This is a genomic window from Candidatus Magnetaquiglobus sp. (genome assembly GCF_058402785.1).
This window is the reverse complement of record NZ_JBZVFG010000018.1, coordinates 50,742-68,601: the sequence shown is the minus strand read 5'-3', so window position 1 is coordinate 68,601 and position 17,860 is coordinate 50,742. Positions and strand designations below refer to the sequence as shown.

14 protein-coding genes are annotated in these 17,860 nt (G+C 61.2%); 4 read left to right on the top strand and 10 right to left on the bottom strand.

Annotation, left to right across the window (positions count from 1 at the left end; genetic code table 11):
* On the bottom strand, positions 1-5,929 hold a 5,929-nt coding region (locus ACV4UY_RS08215; protein WP_491607116.1), incomplete at its 3' end, for a DUF4347 domain-containing protein.
* 447 nt (positions 5,930-6,376) lie between these two features.
* Here ACV4UY_RS08215 and ACV4UY_RS08210 point away from each other — a divergent pair.
* A complete protein-coding gene (locus tag ACV4UY_RS08210; RefSeq protein ID WP_491607115.1) occupies positions 6,377-8,584 on the top strand; it encodes an SPOR domain-containing protein in 2,208 nt (735 codons plus the stop codon).
* An 87-nt stretch (positions 8,585-8,671) separates the two neighbouring features.
* Here ACV4UY_RS08210 and ACV4UY_RS08205 read toward each other — a convergent pair whose 3' ends face one another.
* The 4 genes from ACV4UY_RS08205 to groES form a co-directional block, all read right to left on the bottom strand.
* Entirely contained in the window at positions 8,672-10,051 is a 1,380-nt protein-coding gene (locus tag ACV4UY_RS08205; protein WP_491607114.1) for a DegQ family serine endoprotease, read from the bottom strand.
* 157 nt (positions 10,052-10,208) lie between these two features.
* Positions 10,209-10,766 carry a bacteriohemerythrin gene (locus tag ACV4UY_RS08200; protein WP_491607113.1) on the bottom strand — a complete coding sequence of 186 codons (558 nt, stop codon included), beginning with the start codon at positions 10,764-10,766 and terminating at the stop codon, positions 10,209-10,211.
* Between the two features lie 207 nt (positions 10,767-10,973).
* The gene (gene groL / locus ACV4UY_RS08195; protein WP_491607112.1) at positions 10,974-12,611 is read right to left on the bottom strand and encodes a chaperonin GroEL; all 1,638 of its coding nucleotides are present in this window, start codon (positions 12,609-12,611) and stop codon (positions 10,974-10,976) included.
* Positions 12,612-12,665: 54 nt separating this feature from the next.
* On the bottom strand, positions 12,666-12,953 hold the full coding sequence (gene groES, locus ACV4UY_RS08190; RefSeq protein ID WP_491607119.1) for a co-chaperone GroES: 288 nt from the start codon (positions 12,951-12,953) through the stop codon (positions 12,666-12,668).
* Positions 12,954-13,360: 407 nt separating this feature from the next.
* On the opposite strand from groES, the gene ACV4UY_RS08185 reads away from it, so the two are divergent.
* A complete protein-coding gene (locus ACV4UY_RS08185) occupies positions 13,361-13,837 on the top strand; it encodes a chemotaxis protein CheX (RefSeq protein WP_491607111.1) in 477 nt (158 codons plus the stop codon).
* Positions 13,838-13,854: 17 nt separating this feature from the next.
* On the opposite strand, the gene ACV4UY_RS08180 is transcribed toward ACV4UY_RS08185, so the two are convergent.
* The 5 genes from ACV4UY_RS08180 to ACV4UY_RS08160 form a co-directional block, all read right to left on the bottom strand.
* Positions 13,855-14,052 (bottom strand): hypothetical protein, encoded by a 198-nt coding sequence (locus ACV4UY_RS08180; protein ID WP_491607110.1) that lies wholly within the window; start codon positions 14,050-14,052, stop codon positions 13,855-13,857.
* 54 nt (positions 14,053-14,106) lie between these two features.
* A complete protein-coding gene (locus ACV4UY_RS08175; protein WP_491607109.1) occupies positions 14,107-14,331 on the bottom strand; it encodes a hypothetical protein in 225 nt (74 codons plus the stop codon).
* A gap of 227 nt (positions 14,332-14,558) precedes the next feature.
* On the bottom strand, positions 14,559-14,810 hold the full coding sequence (locus ACV4UY_RS08170; RefSeq protein WP_491607108.1) for a hypothetical protein: 252 nt from the start codon (positions 14,808-14,810) through the stop codon (positions 14,559-14,561).
* Positions 14,807-14,980, bottom strand: a complete 174-nt coding sequence (locus ACV4UY_RS08165) for a hypothetical protein (RefSeq protein ID WP_491607107.1) — start codon at positions 14,978-14,980, stop codon at positions 14,807-14,809. Before ACV4UY_RS08165 ends, ACV4UY_RS08170 begins: the two co-directional genes overlap by 4 nt.
* Positions 14,977-15,453, bottom strand: coding sequence for a hypothetical protein (locus tag ACV4UY_RS08160; RefSeq protein WP_491607106.1), 477 nt, complete (start codon positions 15,451-15,453; stop codon positions 14,977-14,979). The genes ACV4UY_RS08165 and ACV4UY_RS08160 overlap by 4 nt, the downstream gene beginning before the upstream one ends.
* A gap of 395 nt (positions 15,454-15,848) precedes the next feature.
* On the opposite strand from ACV4UY_RS08160, the gene ACV4UY_RS08155 reads away from it, so the two are divergent.
* Positions 15,849-16,178 (top strand): hypothetical protein, encoded by a 330-nt coding sequence (locus ACV4UY_RS08155; protein ID WP_491607105.1) that lies wholly within the window; start codon positions 15,849-15,851, stop codon positions 16,176-16,178.
* A gap of 116 nt (positions 16,179-16,294) precedes the next feature.
* Positions 16,295-17,698, top strand: coding sequence for a hemolysin family protein (locus ACV4UY_RS08150; protein ID WP_491607104.1), 1,404 nt, complete (start codon positions 16,295-16,297; stop codon positions 17,696-17,698).
* Positions 17,699-17,860 lie beyond the last annotated feature (162 nt).

Genomic DNA, 17,860 nt, shown 5'->3' with positions numbered 1-17,860 from the left:
CGTTGACTGCCGAGAAAAGAATCTGGCGCGTGGCTGTGGTGGTCAGCGCGCCGGAACCCTCGCCGTTGGAGTTCGAATCGGTGACCGCGAAGGTGACCGTTCGGGTGGCCGGGCTCGGGTTGTCGTCGTTGCTGTTTCGATAGGTGATGGAGCGCAACGCGGCCTGGTAATCGGCCTTGGTGGCGGTTCCGGTTAACGTAAGCGTTCCGGTGGCCGGGTTCCAGGAACCGGTGAGGCCGGATTGATCCGTGAATGAAAGCGCATCCTCGCTCGACAGGAAATTCCCGGTGATTTGAACGGTTGCGCCCGAAATGTGGGTGTCGTCCACATCGGCCAAGGAGATGCCGGGATCAACCGGGGTCGCGGCGTCGCTCTCGGTGTAGGCAAGCGGCGCGGCGGTGGTGGCCACGCCTGGGGCGTCGTTGACTGCCGAAAAAAGAATCGAACGGCTGCCGCTGGTGGTGAGGTTGGTATCGCCGACACCGTTCGAGTTGCCGTCCGTGACCGTGAAGGTCACGGTGCGCGTGGCGGTGCTCGGGTTGTCGGTGTTCAGATTGGTGTAGGTGATCGATCGCAGCGCCGCCTCGTAAGCTGCCTTGCTGGCGGTTCCAGTCAGTGAAAGGGTGCCGGTGGCAGAGTCCCAACTGCCGGTGATGCCGGATTGATTCGTGAATGAAAGCACATCCTCGGATGCATGGTAATTGCCGGTGATCTGTACCAGTCCTTGGATGATCGTCGAATCATCCACATCCACCAGACTCAGACCCGCATCCACACAGGTGGACGGATCCCCCTCGGTGTAGGCGAGCGGGGTGTCGGTGGTCATGTCGGGCGCATCGTTGATGGCGGTCATGATGATGTTGCGACCGGCGGAACCGATGAGCGCGCCAGAGCCATGACCTTGCGAATCGGCGTCCGTGACCGAAAAAAGCACGGTGCGCGTGGCGATGGAGGGATCGTTGTCGTTGCTGTTGCGATAGGTGATGGTGCGCAACGCCGCCTGGTAATCGGCCTTGGTGGCGGTGCCGGTCAAGGTGAGCGTACCTGTGGCCGAATTCCAGGAACCGGTGATGCCGGCCTGATCGGTGAACTCCAGAATATCCTCGCTGGAGTCATAATGGCTGGTGATGCGTACCGTGGCTCCGGTGACCAGCGTGTCGTCCACATCGGTCAGGGTGAGGGCGGAATCGATCACCTTGGCGGTATCGCTTTCGGTGTAAGCGAGAGGCATGCCGGTGGTGGCGATGGTGGGTGCGTCGTTGACCGCCGCAACACCGACATCACGTTCAAAACCGACACTCAGGGCACCGTTGCCTTGTCCGTTCGAGTTGGCGTCGGTGATCGTGAAACGGATGGTGCGGGTGTCCAGATTCGGGTCGTCGGTGTTGTTGTTGCGGTAGGTGATGGTGCGCAACGCGGCTTGGTACTGGGCCTTGGTGGCGGTTCCGGTCAAGGTGAGGGTGCCGGTGGCGCCGTTCCAGGAACCGGTGATCCCCGAAACGTTGAAAAAGGCCAGTTGATCCTCGCTGGCGAGAAAATGGCCGACAATCTGAACCGTGGCCCCGCTGATGTTGGCGTCGTCGATGTCGGAAAGCACGATGCCATTGTCGATGACGACTGGCGCGGATCCCTCCGAATAATTTTGTGCGGAGGCCGAACCGCTCATGAGTGGCGCATCGTTGATCGCGACCGGAGCGATGATCCGTTGCGCCGAGACGCTCTGGGCGCCGGTCCCTTGTCCTGCGGAGTTGGCATCAGTGATGGTGAAGGTGACGGTGCGCGCGGCGATGTTCGGGACACTGGTGTTGCTGTTGAGGTAGGTGACCGAGCGCAGCGCCGCTTGATAATCGGCCTTGGCGGCGCTTCCGGTTAACGTGAGCGTTCCGGTGGCGGAATTCCAGGAACCCGTGATGCCGGATTGATTCACGAAGGCCAGAACATCCTCGCTGGAGAGGTAATTGCTGGTGATGCGCACCGTGGCACCGGTCAGTTGGGTGTCATCTACATCGCCGAGCAGCAGATTCGGATCGATCAGGGTGGATCCATCCCCTTCGCTGATGTTCAACGTGGTGCCGGTGGTGGTGAGGGTCGGGGCGTCGTTGATGGCGGTGATGGCGATGGGACGGGAGCCCGAGGCGCTCAGGGCGCCGAAACCGGTACCATCGGAGTTGCCGTCGGTGATGGAAAAGGTGACGGTGCGGGTGGCCGGATTGGGGGTGTCGTTGTTGGTGTTCTGATAGGTGACCGAGCGCAGCGCGGTTTGATACTGGGACTTGGTGGCGGTTCCGGTCAAGGTAAGGGTGCCGGTGGTGCTGTTCCAGGAACCGGTGATGCCGGATTGGTTGACGAAAGCCAGAACATCTTCCCCAGATTGGTAATTCCCGGTGATCCGCACCGTGGCTCCGGCGATGTTGAGATCATCGATATCGGACAGGGTGAGGGTGTTGTTGATCGTCAGGGCCACGCTGCCCTCGGTGAAGGTGAGGGTAGAGGCGGTGACCGACAGGGTTGGGGCGTCGTTGACCTCGGTGACCGAAAGGGTGGCGGTGTTGGCATTCACGCTGAAGGCGGTGGTGGTGCCGCGCGTCGAGACATCCACCTTGGTGCCGACGCTGCCTGTGGTCTGGTCCCAGGCGTAGAAGGATACATTCGGCGTGGTTCCCTTGATGGCGTTGGGCACGAAGCGGATCGAATCCGAGGCGCGCAACAGCAGGGCCGAGCTGCCGTTGACCGTGCCGATGTTGGTCCAGCCGCTGCCGGTGTTGTATTGCCAGGTACCGTTGCCGCTGGACAGACCATGCACGGCGATCCCTTGCGCGGCCCCGATATCGATGTCCGAGGCCCCTCCGAGCAGAGTCGAGACCAGCGCACCGCTGTTGGTGGTGTCATCCTCGGTGATGGTCGGCAGGGTCGGCGTGGTGGCGGCATTCAGGGTGGGGGCGATGTTGATCCGGATCGAGGCGGTATCGCTGGCGGTGCTGAATGCCGTGGTGGTGCCGCGGGTCGAGACGTTGACCTTGGTGCCTTGTTGGCCGAAATTCTGGGTCTGGTCCCAGGCGTAATAGTCGAAACTGGCGTTGTTGGTGGTGGTGAGCGTGCCGCCGGGCTGAAAGCGGATTTTATCCTGGGGACGCAGCAGCAGGGCAGAGGTGGCATTCACCGTGCCGGTGTTGGTCCAGGTGGCGCCGTTGTCGGTGGAGTATTCCCACCAACCCGCCGAACCGTTGTTGACCGTGTGGATGGCGATCCCTTCCAAGGGGGTGGTGACCGCATCGACATCGCCAATCGAGGTGCCCACCACGCTGGCGATGGTGACGCCGGTGTTGCCGGTATCGGTGTGCAGCATGGCCGGGAGGGTCGGCGCGGCGGCGGTGAGGACCGGGGCGTCGTTGAGGTCGGTGACCGTGATGGTGGCGGTTTCGATGTTGGCGGAGAACGGCGTGGCCGCGCCGCGCGAGATGGTCGAGACCTTGCCTCCCGCCGACCACACCGAGGAGCGTCCGGTGCGGTCCCAGGCGACGTAGGTGAAGTTCAGCGATCCGGGGGAGGTGTTGTTGGGTGGGTTGGCGCCGTCGGGCACGAAGCGCACCAGATCGGTGGGACGCAACAAGAGCGACTGGGTGCTGGAGATGGTGCCGAAGGCGGTCCAGCTGGCACCGCCGTTGAGGGAGTACTGCCAGGTGCCGTTGTCGGTGGTGACGCTACGGATGGCGATCCCCTGGAGTGCGCCGGAGTCGATGTCGCTGATCGAGGTGCCGAGGAGGGAGTTGACCGTGGCCCCGGTATTGGTGAGGTTGTCCTCGGTGATGGTCGGCAAGGCCGGGTTGGGGGCGATGTCGAGCACCGGCGCGGCGTTGACCGTGCCGTTGATGATGCCGGCGGTGGCACTGAACGCGGTGGTGCCGCCGCGGGTGTTGGCGTTGACCGTGGTGCCGGCCACGCCACTGGTGCGGTCCCAGGCATAGAAGAAGAGCGTGGGTTGTCCACCGTTGGTGTTGTTGGGAACGAAACGCACCTCATCGCTGGATTTGAGCAGCAGGGCATGGGTGGTGAGCAACGGGTTGGGCAGGTTGGTCCAGGCTCCGCCATCGACGCGATACTGCCAGGTTCCCACACCCATGTCGTTGGCCGAGTAGATGGCCACGCCCTCGAGCGGGGTCGGATCGGCATCGGTGATGTCGCTGGCCGCGAAGAGCGATGCGATCGTGGCGCCGGTGTTGGTGGCGTCGGTGCGCAACACGGCGGGAATGAACCACTGACCGCCCGCGACCAGGACCGGGGCGTCGTTGAGTTCGGTGATCGCCACGGTCGAGGCGGCGGTGGTGCTGGTGGTGGTGCCGTCGCTCACCTGGAAGGTGACGGTCCGGGTCGGCGTGGTGGGGGCGTCGCTGGTGTTGGCGTATTTGATCGAACGCAGCGCGGCCTGATAGTTGGCCACCGTGTCGGCGCCGGTCAGGGTGAGGGTGCCGGTGGCGCTGTTCCAGGTGCCGGTGATGCTGGCGGTGTTGGTGAAACTCAAGGTGTCGGCGCCGCTCTGGTAGTTGCCGCTGATGGTGATGGTGGCCCCTTGCAGGTTGGCGTTGTCCACGTCGGCCAGGGTGATGGTGGCGTCGATCACCGTGGCCGGATTGTTTTCGGTGTAGGTGAGCGCCGATCCGCCGCTGATGGTGGGGGCGTCGTTGACTGCGGTCACGGTGGCGCTGGCGGTGGAGGTGGTGGAGGTGCCGCCATCGCCGTCGGTGATCCGGAAGGCGATGGAACGGGTGGCGGTCGAGGGGGCGTTGGTGTCGGTGTTGGTGTAGGTGATGTTGCGCAGCAGCGCGGTCACCGAGGTGGGGTTGGCATTGGCGTTGAGGGTGACCACCAAGTCGTTGCTGCCGGTACCGCCGGCGAAGGTGCCGATCACGCTGCCCTGATAGGTGACGTTGGCTCCGGAGACGCCGATCTGGCCGGCGCCGGTGCCTTGATTGCGGATGGCCAGCACGTCGTCGGTAGGGTCACGGTTGGCGGTGATCGACACGGTGAGTTGCCCGCCGTTGAAGTCCGGCGAATCGGCATCCGTGATCGTGACGTTGCCGCCCTGATCGATCACAAGGGTGCCGCTCCCCTCGCTGTAAGAGAGCACATCCCCGTGGAGGCTTGCGATAATCGGATTAGCGGAAGGCAGAATACCGTGAAACGCCAGTCGTGCGCTCGAGGAGACGAAAACATCGGTTTCGATGCTGCCGTGGGTCACCTCCAGGTTCCAGTCTCCCCCCCGTTCGGTGGCGCCGGTGAGGTCGTTGGAAGCGGCCACGTCCGCGCCGGTCAACTCGGCGACCCGCGACACGAAGGCCGCGCCGCTCATGCCGGCCCCGACATCGCAGCCGTAGATCAGGATATCGGCGTTCTCGGAAAGCGCCGCGCCCCAATCCTGCAACGCATGGGCATGGTCTTCCAGGTTGACGACATCCAGCTCCGTTTTGCCGAGCGCCAAGGTTCCCTCGGCGCCATGGGAGACGATGTGCAACGCCTCGATGCCCGCCAGTCCGGACAGGGTGGCGCGGATCTGTTCCACCCCATCCCGATTCGGATCGAGCATCACCACCTGGATATCCGTGGGCAGATCCTTGAGCAGCGCCTGGTGATTTTCCACCGTGGCGTCGATGAAGAGGATTTCGCGTGGCGCCGGCGAGGCGGCATCGTGGCCGGGCGGGGTGAGAATCGGGGCGTGGTCGGCGGCCTGGTCCGCGTCGTGCCCGTCGGCGTCGTGATGCAGGGCGGCCACGGCGGTCAGCACACCGGCGGCATCGAACATCAGGCGTCGTTCCAGACGCAGGGCCAGTCTGGAACGGATCGGCGCGGGGTTGGCCGGCGGAACGGGTGGCCGGTCCGCCCCCTTGGAGCGGCTCGGCCAGAGTTTGTCGCGGATCCAGGGCCAAAGTTTCATCGCAGGGCGCTCCCGTGGTGCTTGCGAGATTTTTCCGGTTTTTCTTGTTTTTTTATCAGTGGTTATCAACAGTTTAACAACCAATTTAGCAACTCGCGCGCCATTCGACCAGATCTTTTTTAGTTCTTGTTTATCAACAGGTTGGTCTGAAAGCGGAGGGAGTGGTGTCAGTTTTTTTTACGATCCCGGAAGGATTGTTGGTTCAAAATATTGAAATTGAATATTTTTTTCAAGTGTAAAAACAATTGACGCCGCTGTTGTCCTGGTTTGGATTGGGGGTGCTGTCGGGTAATATTTTGTGCGGCATGATTCATGCTTGCTTTCTGGTCCTAAAGATTACGCATCACTCCCGACCAACAGAGCGAGCCGTACACCTTGAGCGTATCTTCTCATCGAACCAGAGGGCAACCCCCACGTCGCGTCACCCGGAGGAATCTGGGTGGGGTGGTGGCCGTTTTGACGGCGCTCTCCTTGAGCGGCTGTTCGGTGGTGACCAGCGCCTTGACCCCGGACGAACGGGAAAAACAGGTCGAGGCGGATCGGGGATGGCTGTTCAAGGATGGCAAGCCCCTGGAGGGTCCGCTCACCCTGCACGAGGCCATGGCCCGCGCGTTGAAATACAATCTGGATTATCGACTCAAGCGCATGGAAGAGGTGGTGGCGCGCCAGCAGGAGGAGGTGGCGCGGCTCGACATGCTGCCCCGCTGGACCCTGGCCGCCGGGTATTCGGCGCGCACTCCGGAAAACGCCTCGGTGAGCCGGTCGCTCTCCACGGGCATCGTCGAAACCGATCCATCGATCTCGCGCGAGAAGGCGACCGGCACGGCGGATTTCACCATGAGCTGGAATCTGTTGGATTTCGGCGTCAGTTATTACCAGGCTCGCCAGGAGGGGAATAAACGGCTGATTCAGGGCGAACAGCGCCGCAAGGCGGCCCACAACCTTCTCAAGGATGTGCGCTTTGCCTATTGGCGTGCCGTGGCCGCCCAGGGGTTGGAACGGGAAGTGGCCGCGGTGCTCAAATCCGCCGACGAGGCGCTTGCCACCGCGCGCCAAGTGGAACAGGAGAAACTCCGTTCTCCGGTCCACAGCCTACAGTATCAATTGGGGTTGCTGGAGATCGTCAACCAGTTGGAGCGGGCGCGGGCCGAGTTGACGGTGGCGCGGGAAGAGCTGGCTACCCTGATCCATCTGCCCCCCGGTGAGCGGTTCGAACTGGTGGACGATGGCAGCTCGGGGGCCGAGCCTTTGGCGTTGGCCGCGCCGATCGACGAACTGGAACGGCAGGCGTTGACCCAGCGACCGGAGTTGCGCGTCGAGGCCTATCAGGCGCGCATCGAGGCCGACGAGACACGCAAGGCGATCGCGCGACTCTTTCCTGGACTGGAGTTCGATGTCGGCGAGAACTTCGATGGTAGTCGTTATCTGCTCTACCAGCACTGGGCCCAGGCCGGGGCGCGGTTGAGCTGGAATCTCTTGCGCGCGCTGAACGGCGGACAACAACTGGATCTGGCCGACAGCCGGGAAAAGGTGATCCAGATGCGGCGGCTGGTGATGCACATGGCGATCCTTGGCCAAACGCGCATCGCCTATCACGAATACCTGGCTGCCCGGGATGGCCTCAAGCGGGTGCAGGAGGAGAACGCCACCCGCGCACGCTTGCGCGGCCATGCCGCCAACCGTGGGGAGATGGGGCTGGACAGCCAACTCTCCTATGTGCATGCCGTGGCTTCGGGGGTGCTCGGACGGGTTCGGCAGTACGAATCCTTCGCCCGCTTCCAGAGTGCCCTCGGTCGGTTGTACGCCACCCTCGGCTGGGACCCCTTGGGCGAGCGGGGCGGGGATCTGGAGTTGGTGCAGTTGACCCGGCTGTTGCGCGTTCACGATGCCGAGTGGCAGAAGCGGATCTTTGCGCAAGGGGACGACACGACGATCCAGGATGCCCTGACCGAGAAGCCGCTCCCCTGGCGTGCGTCGGGGTCGCAAACGGCCCAAAAGGATGGGCCGCGCGGCGCGATCCCGACCGAAACGAACAAAACGCCGACGCCCTCCGTGCCTTGGGGGCCAGCCGGGAGCGGCGACGAACCGGTGGCCTTCGAAACCACTCCCTTGCCGCTCGTCAAGCCGTTGGCGCGGGCGGTTCGCCCCACGCTTTCACCCTGGTCCGAACGCGCAAGCCCGGATACGCCCGCGCCGGTACGCACGAATTCCGCGCCTGGTCGCCTGGATACGCCCGCGCCGGTACGTTGGGACCAGGCGCCGGTCGTGTTGTCGTTTGACCGGAAGGGAACGATGTCGTTGGCGGAATCCAAGGCAGAGGTCGGCCAACCGTCACCCGTCACGACGGCTGTTTCCGCGCCGCGTCCACCGCTGCCCACGCCGCCGGTCGCGAAACCGGAGAGCAAGATTCGCTATGCCGTGCAGGTGGCCTCAAGTGCCAATTCCGCCGCATTGGACTCCTTGATCGAGCGTTTGCGCGCCAAGGGGTATCCGTTGCGGATCCACGAGACCCGCGATGCGGAGGGGCAGTCGGTCAAGCAGGTCTGGATCGGGGTCTTCGAGCGCCACGCCGACGCCAAGGCGGCCCGTGATCGCTATCAGCAGCGCGAACAACAGGTGGGTTTTGTGCGGGTGATCCAGGAGCGGGAGGGCTGACCCCGCCGCGACAGCCGGATGGGCGTGTACGGGGGTACGGAAGCGTCAGGGTTGACCCCTCGGAGCGGGGTCAACCCTGACCAGGGTTCAACGATCGAGATTGACCGCGATGAACAGCACGCCTCCATCGCGCGCCACGCGCAACAGCACGTTGCGATTTTTTCCGAGTTTGTCAATGGCTTGTTCGTAGTCGTTCGGGCTCTCCACGGACTGCCGGTTCACATCCACGATCACATCGCCGACGCGCAACCCGGCCTTGGCCCCGGCGCCATCCGGATCGATCTTGGCCACGACCACCCCCTTGATGTCGTCGCCCAGGCGACCCTGACGGCGTTGGTTGTCGCCGAGCGATTTCACCTTGATGCCGAGGGGATCGGTTTTGTCGGCGTCGGCGTCCCCCTTGCTGGCCGCGGCGGAACTCTCTTCCTTGGGCAGTTCGCGCACCTTGATCTGCACGGTCTGCTCCTTGCCGTCGCGCAGGATCGCCACCGGAACCTTGTTGCCCACGGCGGTCGCGGCCACGATGGTGGGGAGATCGCGCATTTTGTGGATCTCCTGACCGTTGAACTTCAGGATCACATCCCCGGCCTTGATCCCGGCATCCTGGGCCGGACCGGATTTGACCACCTGGGAGACCAGCGCGCCGCGCGCGGTCTCCAATCCGAGGGCGGACGCCAACTCCTGGGTGACCATCTGGATGCCGACACCGATCCAGCCGCGTGTCACCTTGCCGGAGCTTTTGAGTTGGGTCACGACGTTTTTGGCCATGTTGACCGGAATGGCGAAGCCGATGCCCATGTAGCCGCCGGAGCGGGAGAAGATCGCGGTATTGATGCCGATGACGTTGCCGTCGAGGTCAAAGAGCGGACCGCCGGAGTTGCCGGGATTGATGGCCGCGTCGGTTTGCAGAAAGTCCTCGTAGGGACCGTTGCCAATGGCGCGGCCCTTGGCGGAGATGATCCCCGAGGTGACCGTGGCTTCCAGGCCGAAGGGGTTGCCGATCGCCACGACCCAGGCGCCCACCTTGATGGCGTCGGAGTCGCCGAGCTTGGCGGCCTGGAGTTTTTGTTTCACCGGGATCTGGATCAGCGCCAGATCGCTTTTCGGGTCGCTGCCGATCACCTTGGCCACGAACTCCCGCTCATCGACGAGCCGGACCTTGATTTCGTCGGCCTCTTCCACCACATGGTTGTTGGTGAGGATGAACCCGTCGGCGTCGATGATCACCCCGGAGCCGAGATTCTGGGTTTGCATCTCACCCTGGGGCATGCGTTCCATGAAGGGTTGGAAGAAGTGTTCGAAAGGGCTGTTCTTGAAGGGATTGTTCGGCATCGCCTGCTTGCCGCCCCGGGCTTTCTTGCTGGTCTGGATGTTGACCACGACCGGTTTGAGATTTTCCACCAGGGCGGTGAGATCCGGCAGGTCACGCGCCGTGGCGGGTGCGATGCCGACCAGCAGAAACGCCATCCCGACCATCCACCCCATCCAGGCTCTCGCTGAAACAGACCGCTGCATTTCGTTTTTTCTTTCCATCGTGCATCTCCCGCCGGCGGTTGTACGTGGGGTGCCGGCCCCAATTGGTTGCCTTCCCTTCGGATGAGCGTGCCGAACCGGATGGTTCGGATCAGCGCTCCCCTTTTTCCGCCAGAAACGCCGAATAGGCCTGATCGGTCTTGGTGATGTGGGTGATCAGCCAGTTCTCGAGAAAGCGCAGCATTTCGTGGGAAACCTCCAGGCTGTTGGTGGCGAATTGATTCTTGAACTCCACCACCTTGGCCTTCATGGCCTCATGTTCGGCCAGGTGACGTTCCAGTTCCGGATAGCCGTGTTTCCGCATCAGCCCCTCTTCGCGACCGAAATGTTCGATCGTGTAGGCCTGAAGTTCTCCGAGAACCCGTTCCGCGTCCTCCTTGCCGTAGGACTTCTGCATGGACTGATAGACCCGCCACACCATGTCGAGCAATTTTTTGTGGTCATCGTCCAGGATCGCGACACCGACGCTGTATTCGTTTTTCCAGCCGTGCTTGCGGCGCAGGTAGTCGTTCTTGAGCATGATGACGAACGGGATGGTCAGGGAAGCCGCCAATCCGACCGCCAGTCCGAACTGCCAGCCCAACAGCATCACGAAGGCGGCGAATCCACCCCAAATGGCCCATTCCGTGGTTTCGATGCTTGTTTTCATGGTGCTCTCCTGTTTCGTGATGGGTTGCCGGTGGGGATGCGAGGGGTTGAACGAAGAGACAGACCATTTGTGTGAATGATGGTCGATAGTCTACAGAAGGTTCCCATCATTTGCCAGGATAAGAAGAGGCGGATGGCTACGGATGGCCATGTCATGATACGAAAGAGCGTCAGGGAGGACGTGGTTTCCCTCCCTGACGATGAGAAATTACATATCCATGTCGTCCATGCCGTGGCTGCCGCCGGGCGCGGGTGCGGCATCCTTCTTGGGGAGGTCGGCGATCATGGCCTCGGTGGTGATCATGAGCCCCGCGATCGAGGCTGCCGACTGGATGGCAATGCGCACCACCTTGGCCGGATCGATCACGCCGCGCGCCACCAGATCGGCATATTCATCGGTCTGGGCATCGTAACCGAAGTTGCCCGAGCCGTTCTCGAGCACGTTGTTGATCACCACCGACCCCTCACGACCGGCGTTTTCGGCGATGATGCGGGTCGGTTCCTCGAGGGCGCGACGCACGATGCGCACCCCCACATCCTGATCCGCGTTGGCGAGTTTGAGGCTCTCCAGGGCCTTGGCCGAGCGCAGCAGCGCCACGCCACCACCGGGCACGATCCCCTCCTCGACGGCGGCACGGGTGGCGTGCAGGGCGTCGTCCACCAGATCCTTGCGCTCCTTCACCTCGATTTCGGTGGCTCCGCCCACATTGAGCACGGCGACGCCGCCCGACAGCTTGGCCATTCGCTCCTGGAGTTTTTCGCGGTCGTAATCCGAGGTGGTCTCCTCGATCTGACGTCGGATCTGGGCGATGCGGGCATTGATCTGCGTCTTGACGCCCTGGCCATCGACGATGGTGGTTTCGTCCTTGCCCACCACCACCGATTTGGCCCGACCGAGCATGTCCAGGGTAGTGTTTTCGAGCTTGAGGCCCAAGGCCTCGGAGACCACCGTGCCACCGGTCAGCACCGCCACATCTTCCAGGATCGCCTTTTGGCGGTCGCCGAAACCGGGGGCCTTGATGGCGCAGATCTTGAGGCCGGCGCGCAGTTTGTTGACGATCAGGGTGGCCAATGCCTCGCCTTCGACATCCTCGGCCACGATCAGCAGGGAGGATCCGGAGCGGACCACACCTTCGAGAATTGGGATCATCTGCTGGAGATTGCTGATTTTCTTCTCCACCAGCAGGATGTAGGGGTCTTTGAGTTCGCACACCATCTTTTCGGGATGGGTGACGAAGTAGGAGGAGAGATAGCCGCGATCGAACTGCATCCCCTCGACCACATCCAGGGAGTTGGCCAACACCTTGGCCTCCTCCACGGTGATCACCCCCTCCTTGCCCACCTTGTCCATCGCCTCGGCGATCATCCGGCCAATCTCCTGGTCACCGTTGGCGGAGATGGTGCCGACCTGCGAGATTTCCTCGGACTTGGTGACCGGACGGGCCCGTTTTTTGAGTTCATCCACCACCACCTGGGTGGCGGCGTCGATGCCGCGACGCAGATCCATGGGGTTCATGCCGGCGGCCACCGCCTTGAGACCCTCGCGGGCGATCGCCTGGGCCAGCACGGTGGCGGTGGTGGTGCCGTCACCCGCCGCGTCGGCGGTCTTGGATGCCACCTCGCGCACCATTTGCGCGCCCATGTTTTCGAATTTATCCTCCAACTCGATCTCCTTGGCCACGGAGACCCCATCCTTGGTGACGCGCGGCGCGCCCCAGGATTTGTTCAACACCGCGTTGCGCCCTTTCGGACCCAACGTCACCTTGACGGCATTGGCCAGGGTGTTCAGCCCCTTGATCATGGACGCGCGCGCGTCCAATCCGAATTTGATCTCCTTGGCAGCCATGTTCAACGCTCTCCCTCGATGCTCGATCCCGAAGGATCCTTGATATGGATGATGTTATCCGATCACGCCCATGACGTCGGTTTCCCGCAGGATGACATATTCATTGCCCTGCAATTTCACATCGGTTCCGCCGTATTTTCCGAACAGGATGCGGTCGCCAACCTTGACCTCCAGGGGACGGATGGTGCCATCGTCGTGCACCGCGCCACGGCCCACGGCCAGCACTTCGCCCTGGAGCGGTTTCTCCTTGGCCGTGTCCGGGAGGAGGATGCCGCCGGTGGTTTTCTCCTGTTGTTCGACCCGCTTGACCAGAATGCGATCATGCAGGGGTTGGAATGGAATGGTCATGAGGTTTTTCTCCTTGAAATCAATCTTGATTTGTGATGCCTGAACCGCGGGTGCCGTGCCTTGGGCGCCGGTTCAACCGGCGTGACGCGCGAGTGCCCTTTGATGATTTTTCGTAACAGATGGATACGAGTCCGCCATTGTGCAAGAGGGGAGATCGGGAAATTTTCCCTTCCTCGATTGTTAATGTTTGTTTACGATTCGGCGAGATTTGCGAGATGAGACATTGAAAGTCAGCTTCTTTGGTGTATGATAGGTCCAGGTGGCAATTTTTTGCATGATGGGGGAACGCCCCTTCATCCCCACCGTGAATCTCCCCTTGGAGCGTCGCACGGGAAAACAGGGATGTTCGAGTCGAATCAAAGGCCGCTAAGAGTCCATGCTTGAATGGGGAGGTCGTGACCATGGTCATCGCGAATCTAGCCGATGTGATCCGGGAAGCCATCGACGAGACGGTGGTTGCTTTTTTCACCACCGACATCGGCATCAAGGCCGGTCCGTCGGTTTCCACGACTGCGGATGAGACCTATGTGCCACCGCAGGCCGATGTCACGGCGGTCATCTCCTTCAACGGCGCCATGGAGGGAGGGGTGCATGTTTCGGCGCCGTTCCACTGCGCGGTGGGACTGGCCGCCGCCTTCTCCGGCGATGAGCTTGAAACCTTCAACAACACGGCCAAGGACGCCATCGGCGAATTGGCCAACATCATCGCGGGCGCCGTCAAGAGTCGCATCTGCGAGGACATGATCAATCTCACCCCACCCCAGGTGATCGTCGGACGGGATCACCAGATCGGCTACACCAAGCCCCTGGGCAGCACCAAGTGCTATTTCCGCACCGACAACGGTCCGTTTTTCGTCGAGGTGTTCTACCGCGCCTGAACATCGGTCGTTTCAGCTCAACGGAGTGTTCGCGTCTTCTCCATGGCGCGCATGACGTGTGCCTGGGCGGCGTTGAGTTGCGCCCGCACGGCGGCGGGGTCGGCGAACTCCCCGCGATCGTTTCTGGCCAGCCGTTCCAGGGCGTCCAGGGCCTGTCTGGCCTTGGTGGCTTGATCCAGAATCTCTTCCGTCAGCTTTCCCGCGATTTTCGGCATCGTTTTCTCGCTCCTCTCTTCCGGCGCATCGGTTGTTCCAGGGGATTCGGATTGTCAAGGTCGCGCGGAGATGGCGTGGTTGCAGCTCTCGATGGAACCGTTCTCTTCCTGGCATTTTTTCTGTTCAAAGGCCCGGTAGACCGAACGTCCCACCTCCTGGGAGGTGCATGCGGGAAGCGTGGCGACAAGCAGGAGCAGGACGAGGATCGACGGGGACAACATGGAGCGGCGCGGAGGATGATGCCGGTTTGATGCGCACGAACGGTCTTGGCTGGGCATGGTGACTTTCCACGGGCGGTTCGGGTGATGGAGCGGGGGAGGGCGTCGTCACGCCCGGCCTGGTCGGGGATCCCGGATCGATCCCGCGACCAGCCGGCGGTTTGACGCACGAGGAGATGATACGACTTCAAGCCCCGTTTGGGAACCGCTTTCTCCCGCCCTCCCGATCACCCGCCCGTCACTTCAAGCTCCGTTTGGGAACGGTGTCTTTTCCGGCCACCTCCTCATCACCCGCCCATCATGCGGGTGCGCATGTATTCGGCCATCACCGAAAAGCCCGTTCCCACCACCCCACCGCCGATCATGCCGTTGACCGCCGCCTTGCGTTCCACGCGTCGCAGACGATCATCGAGTCTGGCCATCCAGTCGGTCTGGTGCTCCTGTTGTTGCTGGATCGCCTCAAGACTGCCCTGCACCTTGCCCATGCTCAACAGCAGATCATGCAGCAGGGCATCGAAAGGGTTGCCGGTGCCGTTCATGGGCGGGTATCCCCGGTCAATACGCCGATCAACCCCGATACCCCGGCGCCCACGGCCACCACGTCGTTCACGGTGTCCGGCGAGATCGAAATCCCGAACGCGGTCATCAGCATCACCACCCCGCGCCAGGTCGAGGGTTCGCGAAAACGTTCGATCCAGAGAGTGTTCATACCTTCTCCTCCACATGGAGATGCCAGTTGTGAATGAATTCCGCTTCGGTTCCGGCTCCGAGCGGGGTGTTGTAATGTTTTTTCCAGTAGCGGGCCAGGCCGGGCAGATCCTCGGCGGCGGGCAGGGGTTCGCGTACCCGCCGATAGTGGATCCGACACATGACCGCAGCCAGCATCAGGTCGGTGATCATGCGTTCGGGAAGGGGCGGGGTGGGCCACCATCCGCGCATCCGCTGGAGCATCGCCGGTTGATGGTCGAGAAAATTCTCCCAGATATCCCGATAGGTGGCGGGTTCCATCTGGAATACCCCGAGGGCCGGTCCTCCGCCCACCTGTTTGAGGTGGCGTCCCATGCCCGACTCTTGCGCCGCCGTGCCCATCAAAAGCGCCTCCGCCGCCGGCGACTCCATGGCGACGAGGGCCAGGGCGGGTCGAACGACCTGCTCCCGGAACTGTTTGGCTTGCATGCTCATGATTCTCTCCTTGTGATTTTTCATTCACATCCGTGGGGTCTGAATGGCTGTTTCATATCTCACATTAAATTATTAAAATTGTCATGATGTTGAACTTCATCAAATTGTTTCGTAAGTGTATATTATTTTAAGAATATTGTAGTCTCTTGAATATAAAGATGTTACATCTTAAATTATTCGTATGAATAATTTTTTCGTGATAAAAAATGCCACTGCAAAGGAAAAAAAAATCATTGAAACTTTACATGGAATCTGTAACATCTTGGCCAGAAAGGAATTCAACTTTGATTCAACATCAGATTCACCCATGAGTCGTGAATGCTTGCTCACATTCTTGACTGATTCGTGAAATTTGGTTTGAATTCCACTTCAACTTGCACTACGGAGACTTTTTGATGCCAGAGCTATACTTTCAGGTCCGCGGCGAACGAGGGGTTCCCCTGGAAATCGTTGTCCGCAAAACCGGGAAAAACCTCACCGCCACCTGCTCCTGCTCCGCGGGAGTCGATGACATCTGCCAACACCGGATCACCCTGCTCTCCGGTTCCAGCAAGGATGTCATCAGCAACAATCCCGAGGATGTCAAAAAGGTGGTCTCCTGGATCGCGGGCACCGATGTCGGCAGGGCGCTCCAAGACATGGTTGACGCGATCAAGCAGCTCGAGAATGCCCGAGAGGATTTTGCCGACGCGCGCAAACGGCTGATCAAGGCCCTGAAAGATTGATCAACGCCACGCCATGGAACTCCCGAGGAGCTTTTCATGGCGATAGGGGGTGACGAGGATTCACTCCCGACATACCCGCTGGCCCCATTTCATGGAAATCTGAGGATCTCATCCGCATGGAAACTTATTTATGGTTGAAACTGTTCCTGATTCTGCTTCTGATCATCGGGAATGCCTACTTCGTCGGTTCTGAAGTCGCGATCACCGGCGCACGACGCAGCAAAATCCGTCATTTGGCCGAAAACGGCAACAAGGCTGCGCAACGGGTGCAAGAGCTTCATCAGGAGCCGGAGCGGTTCTATTCGGTCACCCAGATCGGCATCACCATCGTCTCCCTGGCGCTGGGCGCCATCGGCATGGATACCCTGGCCCTGATCATGGATCCCTGGTTCCAGGGCATCTTCGGTATTTTCGGCTCCAGTGAGGAGTTGGCCAAGACCGCCAGCTTCACCGCCTACATCATCGCCTTCATCATCATCTCCTTCCTGCATGTCGTGGGTGGCGAGCTGGCCCCCAAGATCCTCGCCTTCCACAAGGCCGAGGCCGTGGCCATGGCGGTCTCCTGGTCGGTGAATTTCCAGTACACCATCTGGACCCCGGTGATCTGGGCCATGAAGCACGCTTCCAATTTTCTGCTCTGGACCTGGGGTCAGGGGGATCTGATCGGTTCCCATGGCGAACATTTCACCATGACCCAGGATGAAATTCGCACCATCATCACCGCCAGCGAAGGTGCCGGCGTCCTCAAACCCGAAGACACCCGGATGATCCACGGCATCATCGACATGGGTGAGCGTACGGTTCGTTCGGCCATGGTGCCGCGTACCGACATCCTTGCCTTCAGCAAGGAGACCACCCTCATGGATGCCCTCACCCGGTTCCGCGACGTGCCGCATGCCCGTTACCTGGTGTATGAAAGCAACCTGGACAACATCCTCGGTTACGTGGCCATGAAGGAGCTTTTGAGCGTGATGGCCGAATCCAAGGAGTCCCAGATCGACCGTCCCATCGCCGAATATGTGCATCCGTGCTACATCGTGCCCAACAGCAAGCGGTTGCGGGATCTTCTCAAGGAGTTCAAGGCCAACCGTCAGCAACTGGCGGTGGTGATCGACGAGTATGGCGGGACCGAGGGGATCATCACCCTCGAGGATATCCTCGAAGAGATCGTCGGCGATTACGAGGACGAATTCACCCAGGGCACGCGGCGCGTGAAAAAACTGGATTCCGGTCAGTTTGTGATCGATGCTTCGATGCGCATCTCGGACCTGCGCACGGTCTTGAACTACAACTTCCCGGAAGTGGACGAATACCGGACCATCGGTGGTCTGATCTATCACGAACTCGGTCATGTCCCGAGTGCCGAGGATGCCGTCAATCTGGATGATGTCAAGATTTCGGTATTGGAGATGGACAATCACCGCATCACCAAGGTAAAATTCGAACGCATCGTCAAGCCGGTCAAGGCGGAAGGCGAGGAGGCTTCGGGCACGGAAGCGGCTTCCACCCACGCCCACTGATCCGTCAGTTTGCAGGTTCCACCACGCCCGGCGATGCGTCGCCGGGCGTTTTTATCTGGATTGTCAAACCATTCATGCAGGATCCCTGCATTTTAAAATCAAGGACGAAACCGCGGAGGCGCTGCCTCCGCACTTAAGCCGGGGGACCTTGCGGTCCTTGGA